General features: G+C 56.9%; 17 protein-coding genes. 10 read left to right on the top strand and 7 right to left on the bottom strand.

Going from position 1 to position 16,940, the window contains the following annotated elements; translation table 11 throughout:
• Window positions 1-101: 101 nt before the first annotated feature.
• Complete coding sequence (locus tag ACR0CG_RS07425) at window positions 102-1,136, top strand: fatty acid desaturase (protein ID WP_480523801.1); 1,035 nt, start codon at window positions 102-104, stop codon at window positions 1,134-1,136.
• 254 nt (window positions 1,137-1,390) lie between these two features.
• On the opposite strand, the gene ACR0CG_RS07430 is transcribed toward ACR0CG_RS07425, so the two are convergent.
• Window positions 1,391-2,308: a LysR substrate-binding domain-containing protein gene (locus tag ACR0CG_RS07430; RefSeq protein WP_480523803.1), complete on the bottom strand. Its 918-nt coding sequence runs from the start codon at window positions 2,306-2,308 to the stop codon at window positions 1,391-1,393.
• Window positions 2,309-2,411: 103 nt separating this feature from the next.
• Between ACR0CG_RS07430 and ACR0CG_RS07435 the strand changes: the two genes are divergently transcribed.
• From ACR0CG_RS07435 to ACR0CG_RS07470, 8 genes are all read left to right on the top strand, one after another.
• Entirely contained in the window at window positions 2,412-2,912 is a 501-nt protein-coding gene (locus tag ACR0CG_RS07435) for a DUF6647 family protein (protein ID WP_480523805.1), read from the top strand.
• Window positions 2,913-3,189: 277 nt separating this feature from the next.
• The gene (rplB, locus tag ACR0CG_RS07440) at window positions 3,190-4,032 is read left to right on the top strand and encodes a 50S ribosomal protein L2 (RefSeq protein ID WP_008757664.1); all 843 of its coding nucleotides are present in this window, start codon (window positions 3,190-3,192) and stop codon (window positions 4,030-4,032) included.
• Window positions 4,033-4,035: 3 nt separating this feature from the next.
• A complete protein-coding gene (gene rpsS / locus ACR0CG_RS07445) occupies window positions 4,036-4,314 on the top strand; it encodes a 30S ribosomal protein S19 (protein WP_005980699.1) in 279 nt (92 codons plus the stop codon).
• A gap of 3 nt (window positions 4,315-4,317) precedes the next feature.
• Complete coding sequence (rplV, locus tag ACR0CG_RS07450; protein ID WP_039538267.1) at window positions 4,318-4,698, top strand: 50S ribosomal protein L22; 381 nt, start codon at window positions 4,318-4,320, stop codon at window positions 4,696-4,698.
• Window positions 4,698-5,408: a 30S ribosomal protein S3 gene (gene rpsC, locus ACR0CG_RS07455; protein WP_008758042.1), complete on the top strand. Its 711-nt coding sequence runs from the start codon at window positions 4,698-4,700 to the stop codon at window positions 5,406-5,408. Before rplV ends, rpsC begins: the two co-directional genes overlap by 1 nt.
• Before the next feature lie 12 nt (window positions 5,409-5,420).
• A complete protein-coding gene (rplP, locus tag ACR0CG_RS07460; RefSeq protein WP_170615802.1) occupies window positions 5,421-5,834 on the top strand; it encodes a 50S ribosomal protein L16 in 414 nt (137 codons plus the stop codon).
• Window positions 5,835-5,993: 159 nt separating this feature from the next.
• Window positions 5,994-6,542: an amino acid synthesis family protein gene (locus ACR0CG_RS07465; protein ID WP_480523807.1), complete on the top strand. Its 549-nt coding sequence runs from the start codon at window positions 5,994-5,996 to the stop codon at window positions 6,540-6,542.
• 51 nt (window positions 6,543-6,593) lie between these two features.
• Complete coding sequence (locus ACR0CG_RS07470) at window positions 6,594-7,214, top strand: 2OG-Fe(II) oxygenase family protein (protein ID WP_480523809.1); 621 nt, start codon at window positions 6,594-6,596, stop codon at window positions 7,212-7,214.
• Between the two features lie 121 nt (window positions 7,215-7,335).
• Here the strand turns inward: ACR0CG_RS07470 and ACR0CG_RS07475 are convergent, their stop codons facing one another.
• The 5 genes from ACR0CG_RS07475 to ACR0CG_RS07495 form a co-directional block, all read right to left on the bottom strand.
• Entirely contained in the window at window positions 7,336-9,021 is a 1,686-nt protein-coding gene (locus ACR0CG_RS07475) for a caspase family protein (RefSeq protein WP_480523811.1), read from the bottom strand.
• Window positions 9,022-9,421: 400 nt separating this feature from the next.
• On the bottom strand, window positions 9,422-10,939 hold the full coding sequence (locus ACR0CG_RS07480; RefSeq protein ID WP_480523813.1) for an ABC transporter permease: 1,518 nt from the start codon (window positions 10,937-10,939) through the stop codon (window positions 9,422-9,424).
• Between the two features lie 10 nt (window positions 10,940-10,949).
• Window positions 10,950-11,999 carry a quaternary amine ABC transporter ATP-binding protein gene (locus tag ACR0CG_RS07485; RefSeq protein ID WP_170806960.1) on the bottom strand — a complete coding sequence of 350 codons (1,050 nt, stop codon included), beginning with the start codon at window positions 11,997-11,999 and terminating at the stop codon, window positions 10,950-10,952.
• A 65-nt stretch (window positions 12,000-12,064) separates the two neighbouring features.
• Window positions 12,065-13,036, bottom strand: coding sequence for an ABC transporter substrate-binding protein (locus tag ACR0CG_RS07490; RefSeq protein WP_480523815.1), 972 nt, complete (start codon window positions 13,034-13,036; stop codon window positions 12,065-12,067).
• A 35-nt stretch (window positions 13,037-13,071) separates the two neighbouring features.
• On the bottom strand, window positions 13,072-15,396 hold the full coding sequence (locus tag ACR0CG_RS07495; protein ID WP_480523817.1) for a DUF1989 domain-containing protein: 2,325 nt from the start codon (window positions 15,394-15,396) through the stop codon (window positions 13,072-13,074).
• A 105-nt stretch (window positions 15,397-15,501) separates the two neighbouring features.
• Between ACR0CG_RS07495 and ACR0CG_RS07500 the strand changes: the two genes are divergently transcribed.
• Window positions 15,502-16,536, top strand: coding sequence for a LacI family DNA-binding transcriptional regulator (locus tag ACR0CG_RS07500; RefSeq protein WP_480523819.1), 1,035 nt, complete (start codon window positions 15,502-15,504; stop codon window positions 16,534-16,536).
• Window positions 16,537-16,842: 306 nt separating this feature from the next.
• On the opposite strand, the gene ACR0CG_RS07505 is transcribed toward ACR0CG_RS07500, so the two are convergent.
• Window positions 16,843-16,940: DUF3604 domain-containing protein (locus tag ACR0CG_RS07505; protein WP_480523828.1), on the bottom strand; the 98-nt coding region annotated here is incomplete at its 5' end.

A 16,940-nucleotide genomic window follows, 5' to 3' on the forward strand; every position in this document is an offset into this window, starting at 1 on the left:
CAAAAATTGAGCGCCATACCCAGCGCCTCGACAAGAAATGGATTGCTATGCCGGTAGGGTCGTCTATCTGGGATGCAACAAACAAAAGATATGGCAGGCGCATGACCCAATCCTCTTTCTCGACCCGGGCCAACCCGGATATGACCGTTGCGCGGGATTGGGTGTCGACGCTGGCAAAATATCGGGAGCCGAGCCAGCCGCGCAGTTGGTTCGAGCTTGGAGCCACCATAATCCCTTTCATCGCGCTTTGGGCGTTGGCGTGGGCGTCTTTGTCGGTCAGCTATTGGCTGGCTTTTGCAATCTCGGTTATAAATGCGGCGTTCCTGCTACGCCTGTTTGCCATACAGCATGATTGCGGGCACGGGGCGTTTTTCACGAACCGGACGGTCAGTGACTGGGTCGGGCGGGGGATCGGCGTGCTGACCCTGACACCCTATGACGTCTGGCGTCGTACGCATTCCACGCATCACAACTCTTCCGGTAATCTGGACAAGCGCGGGATGGGCGACGTCCATACGCTGACGGTGGACGAATACCGCGCACTGAAGCCGATGAGCCAGTTTTGGTACCGCGTGTATCGTCATCCGATCACCCTGTTTGGCTTTGGTCCTGGCTATTTGTTCCTGTTGCAGAACCGCCTGCCGCTAGGCCTGACAGGAATTCCGAAATTCTGGGTCAGCGCGATGGTGACAAACCTTGCCATTCTGACCGTGCTGGGGGCGATCTACTATTTTGGTGGCCTGATGCCGATGGTGCTGATCTTTCTGCCGTCAACGCTGGTTGCCGCTGCGGCTGGCGTTTGGCTATTTTACGTTCAGCACCAGTTTGAAGAGACGCAATGGGATCCCGACAAGGACTGGCAATTGCACGAGGCCGCCCTGCACGGCAGTTCGCATTACATCCTGCCATCCATATTGCAGTGGTTCACGGCCAATATTGGCATCCACCACGTCCACCACCTGTACAGCCGCATCCCGTTCTACCGCCTGACCGAAGTGCTGCGCGACCATGATGAACTGGCAAATAGCAACCGGATGACCATCCGTGAGAGCCTCGCCAACGCGCGCTTGCATTTGTGGGACGAGCAAAGCCGTCGCCTGTTGTCCTTTGCCGAGGCGCGGGCGCTGTATGGGTGAGCGGGTAGTTACCGCGGACAGTTGGGCAAGCGGAAAGACTTAAGATAGCCTGTGTGACCCTGGTAATAGGTAACACCATCGTCGTGCCCTCCGGTCTCTGATCGAACCGGTTTTTGGAGAGAGGTGAAAGCCCCCGCCAAAGCGGAGGTATTGTTTTCTGGTTTACGGGAAGTTTGCAGAGCTGCAGTCATCTTTGTGAATTTGCACAATGGGGCAAAACGCTGAATAAATGAAAAAGTCTTGAGCTCGGATTCTTACTCAGCAGCTTCGATCGGTTGTGATCTTGCGACGTTTTCCCTGGCCTCAGAGAGCAGCCATTCGCGGAAACTGTTGACGAGTGGGTCGTCGCGTTTTTCTTTTTGCGTTGCAATAGCATAGATGGTGAATGGAATCGTTGTGGCCCCGAACAATCGTACGAGGCGACCATCGTTGACCGAACTGCCTATGACGGCTTCATAGGCAAGCGATACCCCAAGACCAGCCTCTGCCGCAGTGGAAGCATATTCGCAGTTTGGATAAATCGGGTCACCACACGGAAGCTCGGCAACAACGCCTGCGGCACGGAACCATTCAGCCCATTGATCGTCAACTTCGTCACGAAACAGCGTCAAGCGCAACAGGTCCCTTGGATGAGAGATGTTTTCGCGTTCCAACAGCGATGGTGAAGCGACCGGATAACGCGCCGAGTTCAGGAATGGCACGACATCGACCCCTACCTCGGGGTCATCGCGCCACTTGATTACAACATCGGCATCGTTGGTTGCAAAATCTGTTGAGGGCGCGCCCTCGGCAATGCGCAGCCTGATCGCTTTCGCGTGCTCAAATCGCCCCATCCTTGGCACAAGCCATCGGGCGGCAAATCCCGGAGTGGACAATACCCGCAATGTTTGACCATGTGCGTCAGCCTTCGCCGCGCTGGTGCCGTCTTCGAGGTTGTCCAGCAGTTGCGTCAGTCGGCCTGCGTAGTCTCGACCGGTGCCGGTCAAACTGATCCTGTTACCTTCCCGGCGAAAAAGAGCGGTTGCGAGATAATCCTCCAATGCGCGGATTTGGTGCGAAATTGCTGAAGGGCTTAAGCAAAGTTCGTCCGCAGCATCTTTGAAGCTCAGATGCCGGGCTGCGGCCTCAAATGCTTTCACGGCCGAGAACGGGGGTAATTGCCGTTTCTTCACGCGTGAATTTCCCTCATCAAGCAATGAAAAACGATCTTTTGCGGTCAATAATACCTGTCGGCTAGGCTCGGGGCAATTCCTCATCTTTCGGAAGGAGGGAACAATGCTGTTCCTCAGACGTGTCACGCTCGCCGTGGCCGCACAGTTTCTTTTTGCCTTTTCCTTCGCGGTCGCGGCAGAGACCCCGACGGTTCCAGACGATTTGACGGAAGAGCTTCACCGCTGGATAGATACTGCCACGGACCTCCCAAGGGCGCCTTCACCAGCAAGCATCTTTTTTGCTGATACCAAGGATTTGGCTGAACCGAGTGAGATGGCTTCGATGATTGGCGGCACGCCCCGCGGGATCTATGATCCTGAAACGAAGAGGATAACGCTGGTCCTTCCTTGGAGCGCAGAAGACCCGCAGGACATTTCTGTCCTGCTGCACGAACTTATTCATCATCGTCAGGAGGGTAAGCATTATTACTGTGAGGCCGCCAAGGAACAGGTCGCCTATGGTTTGCAGCAGGCCTGGCTGGCCGAGCGCGACCTTTCGCTGGACGTCAATTGGATCGCGGTTGTCCTGGCTTCAAGTTGTACGGCACGCGACATTCATCCATAATGAGAGATTGTTGGTCTCGCGAAACAACGGCGTCGTTTTTACTGTGCCCCCTGACTGCTGAGTTGGTTCCGAATTTGAGTGCCAGAAAATCAGCAGGGCCCTATAGACACCTACCCCCAACACTGCTACATGCACCCAATCTTACGGCCTCGGATTCGTTCCGGGGCCTCTGATATTTGTAACCGGGGACCTTCGGGGCCCTATACCCTTGGCACCTACGGGGGCCTATCACATAGCAGGGAAATCCCCTGCACTTGCTAAACGGAAGACAGAAAGCATGGCACTTAAGTCGTACAAGCCGACGACGCCGGGCCAGCGCGGGCTGGTGCTGATCGACCGTTCGGAGCTTTGGAAAGGACGTCCGGTCAAGTCTCTCACTGAGGGTTTGACCAAATCGGGCGGCCGGAACAACACCGGACGGATCACTTCACGCCGCCGCGGCGGTGGCGCAAAGCGTCTCTACCGGATCGTTGACTTCAAACGGAACAAATTTGATGTCGCGGCAACCGTCGAGCGGATCGAATATGACCCGAACCGGACCGCATTCATCGCACTGGTAAAATACGAAGACGGCGAGCAGGCATATATCCTGGCTCCGCAGCGTCTGGCTGTTGGTGACAAAGTCGTGGCATCCGCCAAGGCTGACATCAAGCCGGGCAACGCAATGCCGTTCTCGGGCATGCCCATTGGTACCATCGTCCACAACATCGAGATGAAGCCTGGCAAAGGCGGTCAGATCGCACGTGCGGCTGGTACTTACGCTCAGTTCGTTGGTCGCGATGGCGGCTACGCTCAGATCCGTCTGAGCTCGGGCGAGCTGCGCATGGTCCGTCAGGAATGCATGGCCACCGTTGGTGCCGTGTCCAACCCCGACAACAGCAACCAGAACCTCGGTAAAGCCGGTCGTATGCGCCACAAGGGCGTTCGTCCCTCGGTTCGTGGTGTTGCAATGAACCCGATCGATCACCCGCATGGTGGTGGTGAAGGTCGTACCTCGGGTGGCCGTACGCCGGTTACTCCGTGGGGTAAGGACACCAAGGGTAAGCGTACCCGCAACAAGAACAAAGCGTCCCAGAAGCTGATCATCCGCTCGCGGCACGCCAAGAAGAAGGGACGTTAATCCATGTCTCGCTCTGTTTGGAAGGGTCCTTTCGTCGATGCTTACGTGCTGAAAAAAGCCGAAGCAGCGCGCGAGTCGGGCCGCAACGAAGTCATCAAAATCTGGTCGCGTCGTTCCACCATTCTGCCCCAGTTCGTGGGTCTGACCTTTGGTGTGTACAACGGCCAGAAGCATATCCCGGTAAACGTCTCGGAAGACATGATCGGTCAGAAGTTCGGTGAATACTCGCCGACCCGTACCTATTATGGCCACGCCGCAGACAAAAAAGCGAAGCGGAAGTAAGTCATGGGCAAGGAAAAGAACCCCCGCCGCGTGGCTGAAAACGAAGCAATGGCGAAAACGCGCATGCTTCGCACCAGCCCGCAGAAACTGAACCTGGTTGCGCAAATGATCCGCGGCAAGAAAGTTGAGAAGGCTCTGACCGACCTGACTTTCTCGAACAAGCGCGTCGCGCAGGATGTCAAGAAGTGCCTGCAGTCCGCAATCGCGAATGCCGAAAACAACCACAACCTGGACGTTGACGAACTGATCGTCGCCGAAGCATGGGTTGGCAAGAACCTGGTCATGAAGCGCGGTCGTCCGCGTGCCCGTGGCCGTTTCGGCAAGATCATGAAGCCGTTCTCGGAGATCACCATCAAGGTGCGTCAAGTTGAGGAGCAAGCCTAATGGGTCATAAAGTAAATCCGATCGGCATGCGCCTGCAGGTCAACCGCACCTGGGATAGCCGCTGGTACGCCGACACCAAGGACTACGGTGATCTTCTGCTGGAAGACCTCAAAATCCGTGAGTTCATCAACAAAGAGTGCAAGCAGGCCGGTGTTGCCCGTGTGATCATCGAACGTCCGCACAAGAAGTGCCGCGTCACGATCCACACTGCACGCCCCGGTGTCATCATCGGCAAGAAAGGTGCAGACATCGAAGTTCTGCGCAAAAAGCTTGCTCGCATGACCGACAGCGAACTGCACCTGAACATCGTCGAAGTGCGCAAGCCCGAGCTTGACGCGCAGTTGGTTGCCGAGTCCATCGCTCAGCAGCTGGAGCGCCGCGTCTCGTTCCGTCGCGCGATGAAGCGGTCGGTTCAGAACGCCATGCGCATGGGCGCCCTGGGTATCCGGGTGAACGTCGCTGGTCGTCTGGGCGGCGCCGAAATCGCACGGACCGAGTGGTACCGCGAAGGCCGCGTGCCTCTGCACACCCTGCGTGCCGACATCGATTACGCACATGCCGAAGCGATGACCCCCTACGGGATCATCGGGATCAAGGTCTGGATCTTCAAAGGTGAGATCATGGAGCACGATCCGCAGGCACGTGACCGTAAAGCACAGGAACTCCAGGACGGCCCTGCACCTCGTGGTGCTGGTGGCGGTCGTCGCTAAGGAGGGAAAGATATGCTTCAACCAAAGCGTACAAAATTCCGCAAGATGCACAAAGGCCGGATCAAGGGCGAAGCCAAGGGCGGCTCTGATCTGAACTTTGGCACCTACGGCCTGAAAGCCATCGAGCCTGAGCGTGTGACTGCACGTCAGATCGAAGCTGCGCGTCGTGCCATGACCCGCCACATGAAGCGTCAGGGTCGTGTCTGGATCCGCATCTTCCCCGACACTCCGGTCACTGCAAAGCCGATCGAAGTTCGTATGGGTAAAGGTAAAGGTTCCGTTGACCGTTGGGTTTGCAAGGTCAAGCCCGGTCGCGTGATGTTCGAGATCGACGGCGTCAATGACGACATCGCCCGCGAGGCCCTGCGCCTGGCCGCGATGAAGCTGCCAATCAAGACCCGCGTCGTGGTTCGCGAAGACTGGTAAGCGATAGGGGGCAACCCCGTTCGTGACTGAAAAGACCCCCGCCGGGACACCGGCGGGGGTTTTCTGTTTCAACGATGCGCTGCATTCGCGGTCGCGTGATTGGATTCGACGAAATACGAAGGCAGCCCTAGGCTGTCAGTCAGTTAGCCGGAGGTTCCCATGGTTCAGTTGCGCAAGAAAGTGCTTATCAAAGAAGTGATCACCACTGATCAACTGGGCCAGCCATGCCCACCCATCGTTCGCGTGGCAGCTATGGCCGTCTTTCAAAACCCACTGGCAGGCAAGTTTACAGAAGACTTATCGGACTTGTTCGAGATCGGCGGAGCGCTTGGTGCCGATCTGGCTGACGAGGCAATTGAGCAGCTGGACGGAGATCCGGTTTCATACGGCAAGGCGGCCATCGTCGGTATAAACGGAGATCTTGAACAAGGCGGGGCTGTGATCCATCCCAAGCTTGGTGCCCCGATGCGCGCGGCGGCCGGCGGGGGTGAGGCTGTGATCCCATCAAATGCAAAACTGGGTGCGCCGGGTTGCACAATCGATCTGCCGCTGGGACACAAGGACAACCCGTGGTCCTTCGATCATTTCGACACTATGACACTGAATGTACCCGATGCGCCGAAACCGGACGAGATTGTATTGTGCCTTGCCTATGCGGATGGTGGCCGCCCTATCCCGCGCTGTGGCAAAGGACCCCTTAAGACCTAACCCTGGAAACATTAACTGGCCTTGGTGCAAGGGCTGGGTTATGCCCGGCCCATGCCACAGATTGATTCACTCTTCGTCACCCGCCTCTACCGCGCTGCCCTTTCTGAATTCGATCCGAAGATCGACCCGGAAGAGCTGGAAAATTCATGCATCGTCATCGCCGAGGATGATGAGGCCGGACAGGACTGGTGTGAGGAAAACGGTTATCCCGGTTATACCAGCTACGCCTCTCTGACCGATCTGCCGTGGCGGTTCCCAATATTTGCCGATCTGGTCAAGGTTCTGGATCAGCACGTGGCCGCGTTTGCCACGGATCTTGAGTTTGACCTGGGCGAAGGAGAACTGAAGCTTGAGGATCTGTGGATCAACATCCTGCCCGAAGGCGGGATGCATTCCAGCCACCTGCACCCTCACAGCGTGATCTCAGGCACAACTTACGTCGCGATGCCAGAAGGCGCCAGCGCGCTGAAACTGGAAGACCCTCGGTCCGGCCGCATGATGGCCGCGCCCACGCGCCTCAAGGGTGGTCGGCGTAACTTGCAGCCGTTCATCTATGTAAAGCCGAAGGTGGGGGACGTGTTGCTGTGGGAAAGCTGGCTGCGCCATGAGGTTCCGATGAACATGGCCGAGGACGAACGGATCAGCGTCAGCTTCAATTACCGTTGGGATTAACAAACCTGGTCATAGCGGGGCACCAAAGCCTTCCCGTCCGCGTATCAACTGCGGTTGCATACGTCTTCCGACAGTGCAGGCCGTGAGGCCTGAAAATAAAGTCGACCAGCCATGATGAGCGTTATCTTTTCGTAATCCTGACGTCCACAAACCAGTTTTTGTCAAATCTGCCCTGCGTGCTGGTCAGCGACCTTCCCGCCGAAAAATCAGGTGGCAGGTTCTGACTTATCGAGAATCCGACAACAATCGAACTCTTGAACAAGTAATTCGTGCGGCCGGACACGCGCAATTGACCGCTATCAGAAAGCGATGCGCTATAGCTCTTGGGCCGCGACGCTCCGCCCTTGGCGAATTCCTGAGCACTGATCAACTGAAACCCGTTGGCGGACTTGCGGTAGTGTAATCGCAAGACCAGCTTTGTGCCTGAACCCGCGTCTTTGCCATTGGGGTTCGCCCGTCGGCTGATATCGATGACATAATCCCCATATAGCGGGCTGGACGCATCGGCACGGGGATTTGGCAACGCCACTGAAACGCGGCTGTCAGGCTGCACATTGCTATCAAGTGGCGGTTCGGGTTTCGCGATGTTTTTCAGAACAGCATAGCTTTTCTCGGTCAGGTATCCGGTTCCCTCTGAACCGCTTTGCCCCTGAAATCGACGCAAGGCCGCGCGAGACCGCGCACCGAATATCCCGTCAACTGGCCCGGCGGAATAGCCCAGAGCATTCAGACCGCGCTGAATACTTCGATAGTCGCTTCGGCTTAAGTTCAACGCAGTTTCGGTTTCCAGCGCCATGTCTTGTTGCGCATTCTCCCGACCCCCCTGGTCGGCTGTATTCTTCGAAATCAAGGACAGGTCGCCTGCATTCCTTTGGTCATCCGAGGCCTTCGTTTTTGGCTGAGCCTGATTGCCAATCGCGCCAGCGACCTCGCCAGCGTACTGTCCGGCCCTTGTGTTCGGATAGAGTTGCGCGATCATTTCCAATGCGCCCTTCTTCACACTGTCATCTTCCAGCTTCAGTGCTTCGCGCAGGACGCGTTGAGCCGCGTCTTCGCGTTCGTCAGCAGGGAGGGGTTCTGCGGTTGCAGAGTTTTGGTCTAATTCGGTTGAAGGAGCCTTGATTGCTGCAGGAACAAGGAAGATGTCGCGCCCGGGCAGTGAGCCATAGGTGAACGGCTCCTGATAGCCCTCAGTCAGGTCAAAAACTGTGTCCCGCACTTTGCGGAAAAGCTTTCCCAATTCCAGACCGGGCACTTCGATATGCTCCAGCAAAGCCTGCGCGTAAGGGCTGTTGCGGCCCACGCCATCCAATGCCAGCGTCCCACTGCGCGCGGAATACCCGACAAGTACGCCGCCCGGGTCGATACGTCCCAATCCCCGGCCAATCGACCGGGTCGCCGTGGTTCGGACCATTTGCGACACGAACGGATTGTTCCGGCAGGCGTCCACAAGAACCAGTTTCAGGCCCTTGGCCGTTGAAACTGAATTCAGCATTGTCTCCAACCGGATGGCCTCGAACTCTACATCCTTGTCACTTCTGAGTTCCGCGTTTGTGGGTATCAGATAGTTTGTATTGTCGATTTCGATTCCGTGGCCCGCAAAGTAGACCAGCACCATATCTGCGTCGTCTGTTTCCTCGGAAAAATCCCGAAGGGTAAGCCGCATGTCTCGGTAATCGAGGTTGTATTTTTCGGTGACAACAAACCCGATCCGCCCAAGCGCGGCGGCTACGTCCCTGGCGTCGTTGGCCGAGTTGGGAATGTCCGAAACGTGGTCATACTGTGCGTTGCCGATTACAAGCGCCACACGCTTTGCCTCGGCTGATGTCGCAATACTCAGGCAAAGTGCCAGGCCCCAGAAAAAGCAAAGACCCATCCGCAAGCCGCGACGGAATTGATGAGTTTGGCATCTAAGCATAAGTAGCAGCAGATTTTTTAACCTGAGTATACTCTATCACACCCTGGCCTGCCCCGCGACGTCAAGCTGGCGCACGCGGTACTTAGAAGGATTTCACGGCTTCTGGTTTTGACGAAGAACAGAAAATATCAACGACAAACCAATATTTTGCCGCTCATCGGTGACCGGTCCGTTTTCACATGACCAAGCATCTTGCCGTAAATGCCTGAACCGATCACTGTTCCTACATGCCGAACCACCAGATCCGAAAACTGGAAGCAGCCAAACCGGTGCTACCGGAAAGCCGTGGTCATTTCTTGCCTGCCACAATGCGGTCCAGAATGAGAGCACAGAAGAGGATTGCCAGACCCGCCAGTATGCCTTGCCCAGCGGCAGCATATTGCAGAGCCTCCAGCACATCTTCGCCCAGACCTTTCGCACCAATCAGTGATGCAACAACGACCATGGCAAGTGACATAAGTATGGTCTGGTTGACGCCAGCCATGATGGTCTTGTGCGCCAGCGGCAGATCTACTTTCCACAACAGATAGCGCGGCGTTGCGCCAAATGCGAGGGCAGCCTCGCGCACGGTTTCCGGCACTTGCTGCAGACCCAGGACGGTAAAGCGGATCACCGGTGGGCTTCCAAAGATCATTGTCGCGACGACTCCGGCAGGTTTGCCGGACCCGATGAAGGCGACAACTGGGATTAGATACACGAAGGACGGCATCGATTGCATGAAGTCCAGGATTGGCCGCACGATGGCAAACGCTCGGGGGCGGCGTGCACAGTAAATGCCAAGCGGAATACCCAGCGTGATCGAGATCAGCGCAGCGGCCCCCAGCAGGGCAATAGTTGTCATCGCCTTCTCCCAGAAATCCAGCAGGCCGAGATAAGCCAATGCCGCGCCGGTGAAAATTGCCACGCGCGGGCCAGCGGAAAGATAAGCCAGCATGATTATGACCAGCCCCACGACCGGCCACGGGGTGTCGACCAGAACCACTTCGATCCAGTCCAGAAGGGTGCGCATTCCGTAGGTCAACCCATCGAAGAAACCGCGTCCGGCTGTTTTGGTCCACTCGAATACGGCCTGTACGCCGTCACCCACGTTGAGCCGCCAATCCCGGTTTGTCGGAAAGGTCTTTAGAACAGACAGTGCATCAGGTTGCGCAAACTTGATGGCAGAAAGAACAACAACAACTACGGTCAGCAGGGACGCAACGACCATCCGGGTCACGGACCATCCATTAGCCACGCTGGAATCCGATCGCCAGCGCGCGAACTGACCTTCCAGCGTCCAGTTGGCCAACGACGCCGCGAGGAGTTTGACGGCTAGCAGCAGGAAAAGCCCGACCGCCAGATAGGTGATACCGGTAGAGTCTGCGCTCTGTGCGGCTTCCTGCGCTCCGGCCAGGGCGCCTTCCAGCGACTCTGCCGCGCGTTTTAGGGACTCCAGCGACGCAGCGCCGGATTGTTCCGCCGCCTCGATCTGCTGTCGACGCAGCGCCAGAGTTTGTTCGATCTGATCGGCCCGTTCGCGAAACTCCCGACCCAGATCACCGAAAAGACCCAAGCCGATCTGAATGTAAGCGAGTGTTTCAAGCACCAGAAAGCCCAGGAACCAGGACCAGAGACCTCGCGCGCCGAACCAGATCGGGCCGAGAACGGCGGCAGCCTTGTTCAGGGTGAACCGATAACCCGGCGCCTGCATCATATAGGCAAAGGTCTTTTGATAATATGCTTGGCTTTGCCCGACAAAATCAGCGATCAAACCTTCCAGACGGTCGGCAGTTTCGGGTTTGACCTGCTGCGCATCAACGTGTTTCATCGTTGTCCCCTTAGGCCTGACTGTTCTGAATGGCGCGGATAAGCCCTGCGCGGTTGATCACGCCCACGGTCTTGCCGTCTTGGGTGACTGCGACCACTCCGTGCCCTTCGACACAAAGGTTCATCAGGTCGGACAGATCCATGTCGGGATGGGCCTCTTTGGCGTCATTGGGAACTTCGCCGTGATGGGCCTCGAATTCGTCGACCGGTTTCATCACCGAGTGCGCAAAGATCATGTTGAGCTTGGAAATCCCGGCGACGAAATCGGCGACATAATCGTCGGCGGGATTGAGGATGATTTCTTCCGGCGTGCCGATCTGAACGATGCGCCCATCCTTCATGATCGCGATGCGGTGGCCGATACGGATCGCCTCATCAAGGTCATGGGTGATAAACATCGTGGTCTTGTTGAGCTTGTGGCTGAGTTCCATGAACTGGTCTTGCAATTGCTTCCTGATCAGCGGATCGAGGGCCGAGAATGGTTCGTCCATCAGCAGGATTTCAGGGTCTGCAGCGATCGCCCGGGCAAGGCCGACACGCTGCTGCATGCCGCCGGACAACTCATGTGCGTATTTGTCTTCCCAGCCATTGAGCTCTACCAGTTCGAGAACGCGATCTGCCTCTTCCCAGCGACGCGCCTTGCCGGTGCCGCGAATTTCCAGAGGCATGGCCACGTTGTCGCGGACAGTGCGGTGGGGCATCAGGCCGAAGTTCTGGAACACCATGGCGACGCGGCGGTTCCGCAAATCGCGAAGCCCGTCATCGTTCAGACCCATCACGTCATCGCCGTCCAGGTAGATGTGGCCATCGGTGGGTTCCAGCAGGCGATTCACGTGGCGCACTAGGGTCGATTTACCCGACCCGGAAAGGCCCATGACGCAAAACAGCTCGCCGCGCTCGATCTCAAAGCTGGCATCAGCGACGCCGACAACACAGTTGAACTGCTCCAGCACCTCGGCCTTGCTCAACCCTTCACTGTGAATGGCTTTCAGTGCGTCCCGCGCGCGTGCTCCGAACACTTTCCACACGCCGCGTGCATCGATTGCGATATCCGCTGTCATACTGGCCCCACCTTGGTCTAGCTTTCAGAATGTGCCCCCGACAACCTGGCCGGGGGCACTGGGTATCAGTTGGTTTTCAGGCCCAGCCAGCCGTCGACGGTATCGCCGTTCGCGGCGATCCATTCGGCCACAACTTCATCCGTTTCGCGCCCTTTAACGACAACTTCGTAGGTTAGGCCGCTGAGTTGATCAGCATTCATGTTGATGTTGCTCAGGAAAGAAGCTGCGGCCGGATTGCGCTGCTCCAAAGATTTGGAGTGGGCAACCGTCACGGTTTTCACAGGCTCGCCTGTGCTGACATGCGATTTGTTGTACCAATCCGCGTCCTGATCCGGCTGAACCATCTTGTATGTGGCCGCGTCGTGTGCGGGTTCTTCAAGGATTGTCACATCATACAGCGCGTGCACATAATGCGGCGCGTAGCAGTAGAAAGCGGCGCCTTTTTTCTGGTCGATTTGATCTTTGAGACGGGAATAGAACACCGTCTCATCTTCGGTTGTCGGAGTCAGGAACGTTTCGATACCATAGTCGCGCACACGCACCTTAAAGGTGTTGGTTGAGGCCCAGCCCGACGCGCCGACCCAAACTTCGCCCATGCCATCGCCGTCAGAGTCGAACAATTCCTGGGCCATAGGCGTGGCCAGATCATAGATCGACTTGATGCTGTGATCATCGACCATGTAGTTGGGAACGCAAATCCCGGCCCGGCCCTCGTAGCTGCTTGAAGACAGCGCGACGGTGCCTTTCTGGTCGACGTATTCATCGGTGAAGGAAGACTGGTTCGGCAACCAGACATCGGGGTGCACATCAATGTCCCCTCGCCCGCCATCCATTGCGGCAAAAATCACGGCGTTGGCGCCCGGCGCATAGCCCACCTCTCCGCCCAAACGCGTTTCGATAACCTGCCCGATGACGCGGCTCATGATTTTGGCGCCGGGCCAGCTGGGTTCGCCCACCATGACCTTGTCTTGCGCCAACGCTGAAGTAGCACCCAAGGCGAAAGCCAGTGTTGCCGTAAGTGTTGTCAGTTTCTTCATATCAAATTCTCCCGTTGCGTTGTGTTGGATGCGCATCAGACGCGCGCCCGCTTGCGTTGCGGGTCTATGAATGGAATGTCCGATACCGTTGCCCCCAGGCGTTTCATCCGCCCGTCGAGTTGCCCAATTTCAAGTTGCGTGCCGTTCTCGGCATGCTCGACCGACAGCCGCGCCATGGCGATCGCGTGTTCAAGCATCGGTGATCGGATGGCCGAAGTGACCACGCCCACCTGCCGTTCGCCAGCAAAGACCGAAGCGCCATGAGCAGGCACATCATCGCACCCGATCAACAATCCCTTGAGCACGCGGCGCGGCTCTCGCGCGTTTCGCTCAAGCGCAGATTTGCCCGTAAAGCTCGCCTTGTTCAGATCGACCGCGAAGTCCAAACCGGCCTCGAACGCGTCGACGCCCGGCGCAAACTCGGCATTTGCCGCGGCCAATCCGGCTTCGATCCGGATGATGTCCAGCGCAGCCGAGCCCATGGGTGTGATCCCAAACTCTTCACCCGCCTCCATCACCGCATCCCAGATCGCTAGCGCGTCGGTCTTGGAACAGAAGACTTCGTAACCCAGTTCCCCGGTATAACCCGAGCGTGAGAGCATGAATGGCGCACCATCGCGATCATTGAGCCGGGCAATTGTGACCCCGAACCACTTCAGGTGATCCAGCGAAGGCACATGTGGCTGAGTGAAGGCAATCTTGCGCAGCAAGTCGCGGGATTTTGGCCCCTGAATGGCAAGGTTTGGCATCGCGTTCCGCATCGCGTGCACCCGAACCTGCAGGCCCATATCCATCGCCAATGCCTGCAGCGAACGACCACTTTCCTCGGATCCGCAGCACCAACGGAAGATTTCGGGCGCAAGACGGAAAAGCGTGCCGTCATCGATAACCGAGCCGCTTTCGTCACACATCAACGTGTAGGACCCACGCCAGACCGGCAGCTTCGCCACGTTGCGAGTTGTTGCCTGCTGCAGCAGTTTCTCGGCGTCCGGGCCAACAATATCGAATTTGCGCAACCCGCTCATGTCCTGAACTGTCACGGCCTCACGACAGGCCCAGTATTCACCCAAGGTGCCGTGCGCCGGAAAGCTGACTGGTGCCCATAGATCACGTGCAGGCGCGAATTGTTGGGTCAACGGGGCCAGCCGATCATGAAATGCGGATTCCTGACTGATCGACATCGGGGCATCTTCCTTTTCACGATAGGCAACCGCACGGCGGATCGGCGTTTCTGGGCGGTAGATGCGGACGTGAACATCCGTCGGGTTCCAGCCATTGATCGGGTCAATATCGTCCGGGCAAGCGGTCGAAACGCACACCAGGTCCTCCATAGCGCGCATGGCGACATAGTCACCGGGGCGGGAATAGGACTCCTCGGTCAGAATGTGATGCGTCGCCGGATCAACCCATGTGTTCCAGAAAAAATTGATCGCGGGCCAGGCCGAACGACGCGCGACACCGTAAGGCGCCAGCGCATTGGACATGTTATCGGAACAGTTCACGTGGCCGGGAAAGCCGCGCTCTTCATAACCTCGGGCGGTGCAAGCCAGACCGAAAGTGTCGTGGCGCCCACAGGTGTCCTGCACCACATTGAGAAGTGGTCGCATCTCACGATCGTAGAACTTGTCCAGCAACCCCGGGCCAGGATAGGCGCGTCGCACCATTGATCGCGTCGCCGTCGAGTCGATCATCCATTCGACTCCATGTTTCAGCTCATCGGAACGAAGCACCATGAAGTCCGAGCACTGCTGCCCTTCCACGTCGATGATCTGAACGAATTCGCCCGCTTTCAATTCGTAAGCCAGCGCCGTTCCTCGCGGTACAGTAAACTCGTCCCGGACATCTCCCAGAAGTGGCGGCAGCTGAGGCTGGTCCGAGACTGCACATTGATGGGAGACCGTAACGCATCCGGTATCGGTTCCCTCAACCAAGCCAGAAATGAGCGTTGGCCTGATCAACCAAAATGTCACGCGTTTTTCGACACGCAACACCAGCGGTTCTGATGAGGCCATTAGCCTGAAACACGCGACTTCCTGCCTTGGATCTCCGCCATTTGCACCAATCCAACCTGTAAAAGGGTCGCTGTTGAATGCACCTTGATCAACCGTTCCGTTCGCTTGCAGTTTCAGTCGAGCAAGCGCAGGCCTCCCATCGGCAAACGCAACAATGTCCAGCGGATAACCCTGCGATGTCGCCTCAAATGACAGCAGGTCGCCCTCGGCGGCTTCAACACGGTGCGCGTCGCGTGGTGCCAGCACATATTCTCGGACACCCGAGGCCTTCGGAAAGCCCGGGAATCTGCGTCCCGGGCCAACAAACCCGGCATTCGTGAACTCGTGTAGGACAGCTGAACCATGCATGTTGCCGTAGGATTCTCATTTATGAAACTAGTTACAGAAGTTGATGAAACTAGTTTCATATGTCAATACTTTCGTTGAAGGTAGAAAAAATAGGCGCGATACCACGTGACACAAAAAGACCCGACGTTGAAAAAACGCGCAAATCTCAGAGATGTTGCGAAAGCAGCGGGCGTATCGGTCGCAACCGTATCCCGGGTGCTGAACGAACCGGGTGTTGTGAAAAAGGAAACTCTGGAGAAAGTTCAGAAAGCAATTGCGGATCTTCGATTCGTCCCCAGCGCGGCCGCCAGAGCAATCAACTCTGGTCGGACCCGTTTCGTGGGTGCGCTGGTACCAACGTTGGACAATGCCATTTTCGCTCGGTTTCTTGCCGCGCTCGAACGCAGACTGTCCCAAGATGGGCTTTCACTGATCGTAGCCACAACTGAGTCAGACCTGGAGGTTGAAGCCGAAAAGGCGAAGGGGCTGGTTGATATCGGGGCTGAAGGGCTGATCATTACTGGCGCAACACACGCCGCTGAATTTCACGACCTGATCGAGCGCACAAGAATCCCCACGATCATCACATCATACTTTGACGTCTCCAACCCTTTTCCAACGATTGGGTACGATAACAAGGCCGCGGCACAATTGGCCCTACGGCATCTGATTAAGCTTGGACACCGGCGGATTGCAGTTGTTCACGGCCCTGTTCACAACAATGACCGAACACAGGCCCGACTTTCCGGGCTGCACGAGCTGAATTGGGATGGCGAGATAACGACAGCCGAAACCGAAATAAGCCTCCGGGGCGGCGCCGAGGCTACTGCACGCATCGTCAACATGTCGGTCAAACCAGATGCGATCCTGTGTCTGTCGGACGTTGTGGCACTAGGGGTTTTGTTTGGTCTTCAATCCAACGGCATCAGTGTCCCGGACGAGGTGTCTCTAATGGGCCTGGATGACCTGCCGAGCTCTGCCGTGGCTGTACCTTCCATCACAACAGTTCATCTTCCAGTTTCAACAATGGGTGAAAGGGCAGCGATCGCATTGGCGCGTTGGATTTCCACTCAAGAGAGACCTGAGCCTGAAAGGTTAGAGGCAGACCTGGTTGAAAGAAGTTCGACCATTCGAAAGGGCGCTTTCGACGAATACGGCTGACTTTCGAAAAACCGTCCGCGAATACCCATTCGCTGGCCTCCGCAACGCTCTAAATACGAAACCTGACGAAGTTCGAGGTTGGTGGCATTGGACTTATTCCTACAAGCGATACAATCCACCGAGAGAGGCTGATTGAGCCTTTCTCGCACCTCCGGTCTTTGTGTCTGACCGTCTTGGCCGAAAGCAGCTCAATCCACAATCAACTTCGAGCCCCAAGTAACCGCCTGAAAGGACGGATTTCGCTTTGTGACGCTGCCTTAGGAGCTAGGGGGCTTCGGTCACAGTCAAACTCGGCTGCCGGACATCTCAGCCCTCTGGAGTATACCAGATTGGCGAAGTGTAAGCGCGCTCCTGTGTTGAGGTAGGCACATCTGCGGGCAGTTCGTCCCCGAACCGAACGGCAT

The organism is Ruegeria sp. AB8 (assembly GCF_056542605.1).

Coding starts and splice junctions, on each gene's coding strand:
- ACR0CG_RS07425 (WP_480523801.1), top strand. CDS start 102: ATGACCCAATCCTCTTTCTCGACCCGGGCCAACCCGGATATGACCGTT.
- ACR0CG_RS07435 (WP_480523805.1), top strand. CDS start 2,412: ATGCTGTTCCTCAGACGTGTCACGCTCGCCGTGGCCGCACAGTTTCTT.
- rplB (WP_008757664.1), top strand. CDS start 3,190: ATGGCACTTAAGTCGTACAAGCCGACGACGCCGGGCCAGCGCGGGCTG.
- rpsS (WP_005980699.1), top strand. CDS start 4,036: ATGTCTCGCTCTGTTTGGAAGGGTCCTTTCGTCGATGCTTACGTGCTG.
- rplV (WP_039538267.1), top strand. CDS start 4,318: ATGGGCAAGGAAAAGAACCCCCGCCGCGTGGCTGAAAACGAAGCAATG.
- rpsC (WP_008758042.1), top strand. CDS start 4,698: ATGGGTCATAAAGTAAATCCGATCGGCATGCGCCTGCAGGTCAACCGC.
- rplP (WP_170615802.1), top strand. CDS start 5,421: ATGCTTCAACCAAAGCGTACAAAATTCCGCAAGATGCACAAAGGCCGG.
- ACR0CG_RS07465 (WP_480523807.1), top strand. CDS start 5,994: ATGGTTCAGTTGCGCAAGAAAGTGCTTATCAAAGAAGTGATCACCACT.
- ACR0CG_RS07470 (WP_480523809.1), top strand. CDS start 6,594: ATGCCACAGATTGATTCACTCTTCGTCACCCGCCTCTACCGCGCTGCC.
- ACR0CG_RS07480 (WP_480523813.1), bottom strand. CDS start 10,939: ATGAAACACGTTGATGCGCAGCAGGTCAAACCCGAAACTGCCGACCGT.
- ACR0CG_RS07485 (WP_170806960.1), bottom strand. CDS start 11,999: ATGACAGCGGATATCGCAATCGATGCACGCGGCGTGTGGAAAGTGTTC.
- ACR0CG_RS07490 (WP_480523815.1), bottom strand. CDS start 13,036: ATGAAGAAACTGACAACACTTACGGCAACACTGGCTTTCGCCTTGGGT.
- ACR0CG_RS07495 (WP_480523817.1), bottom strand. CDS start 15,396: ATGCATGGTTCAGCTGTCCTACACGAGTTCACGAATGCCGGGTTTGTT.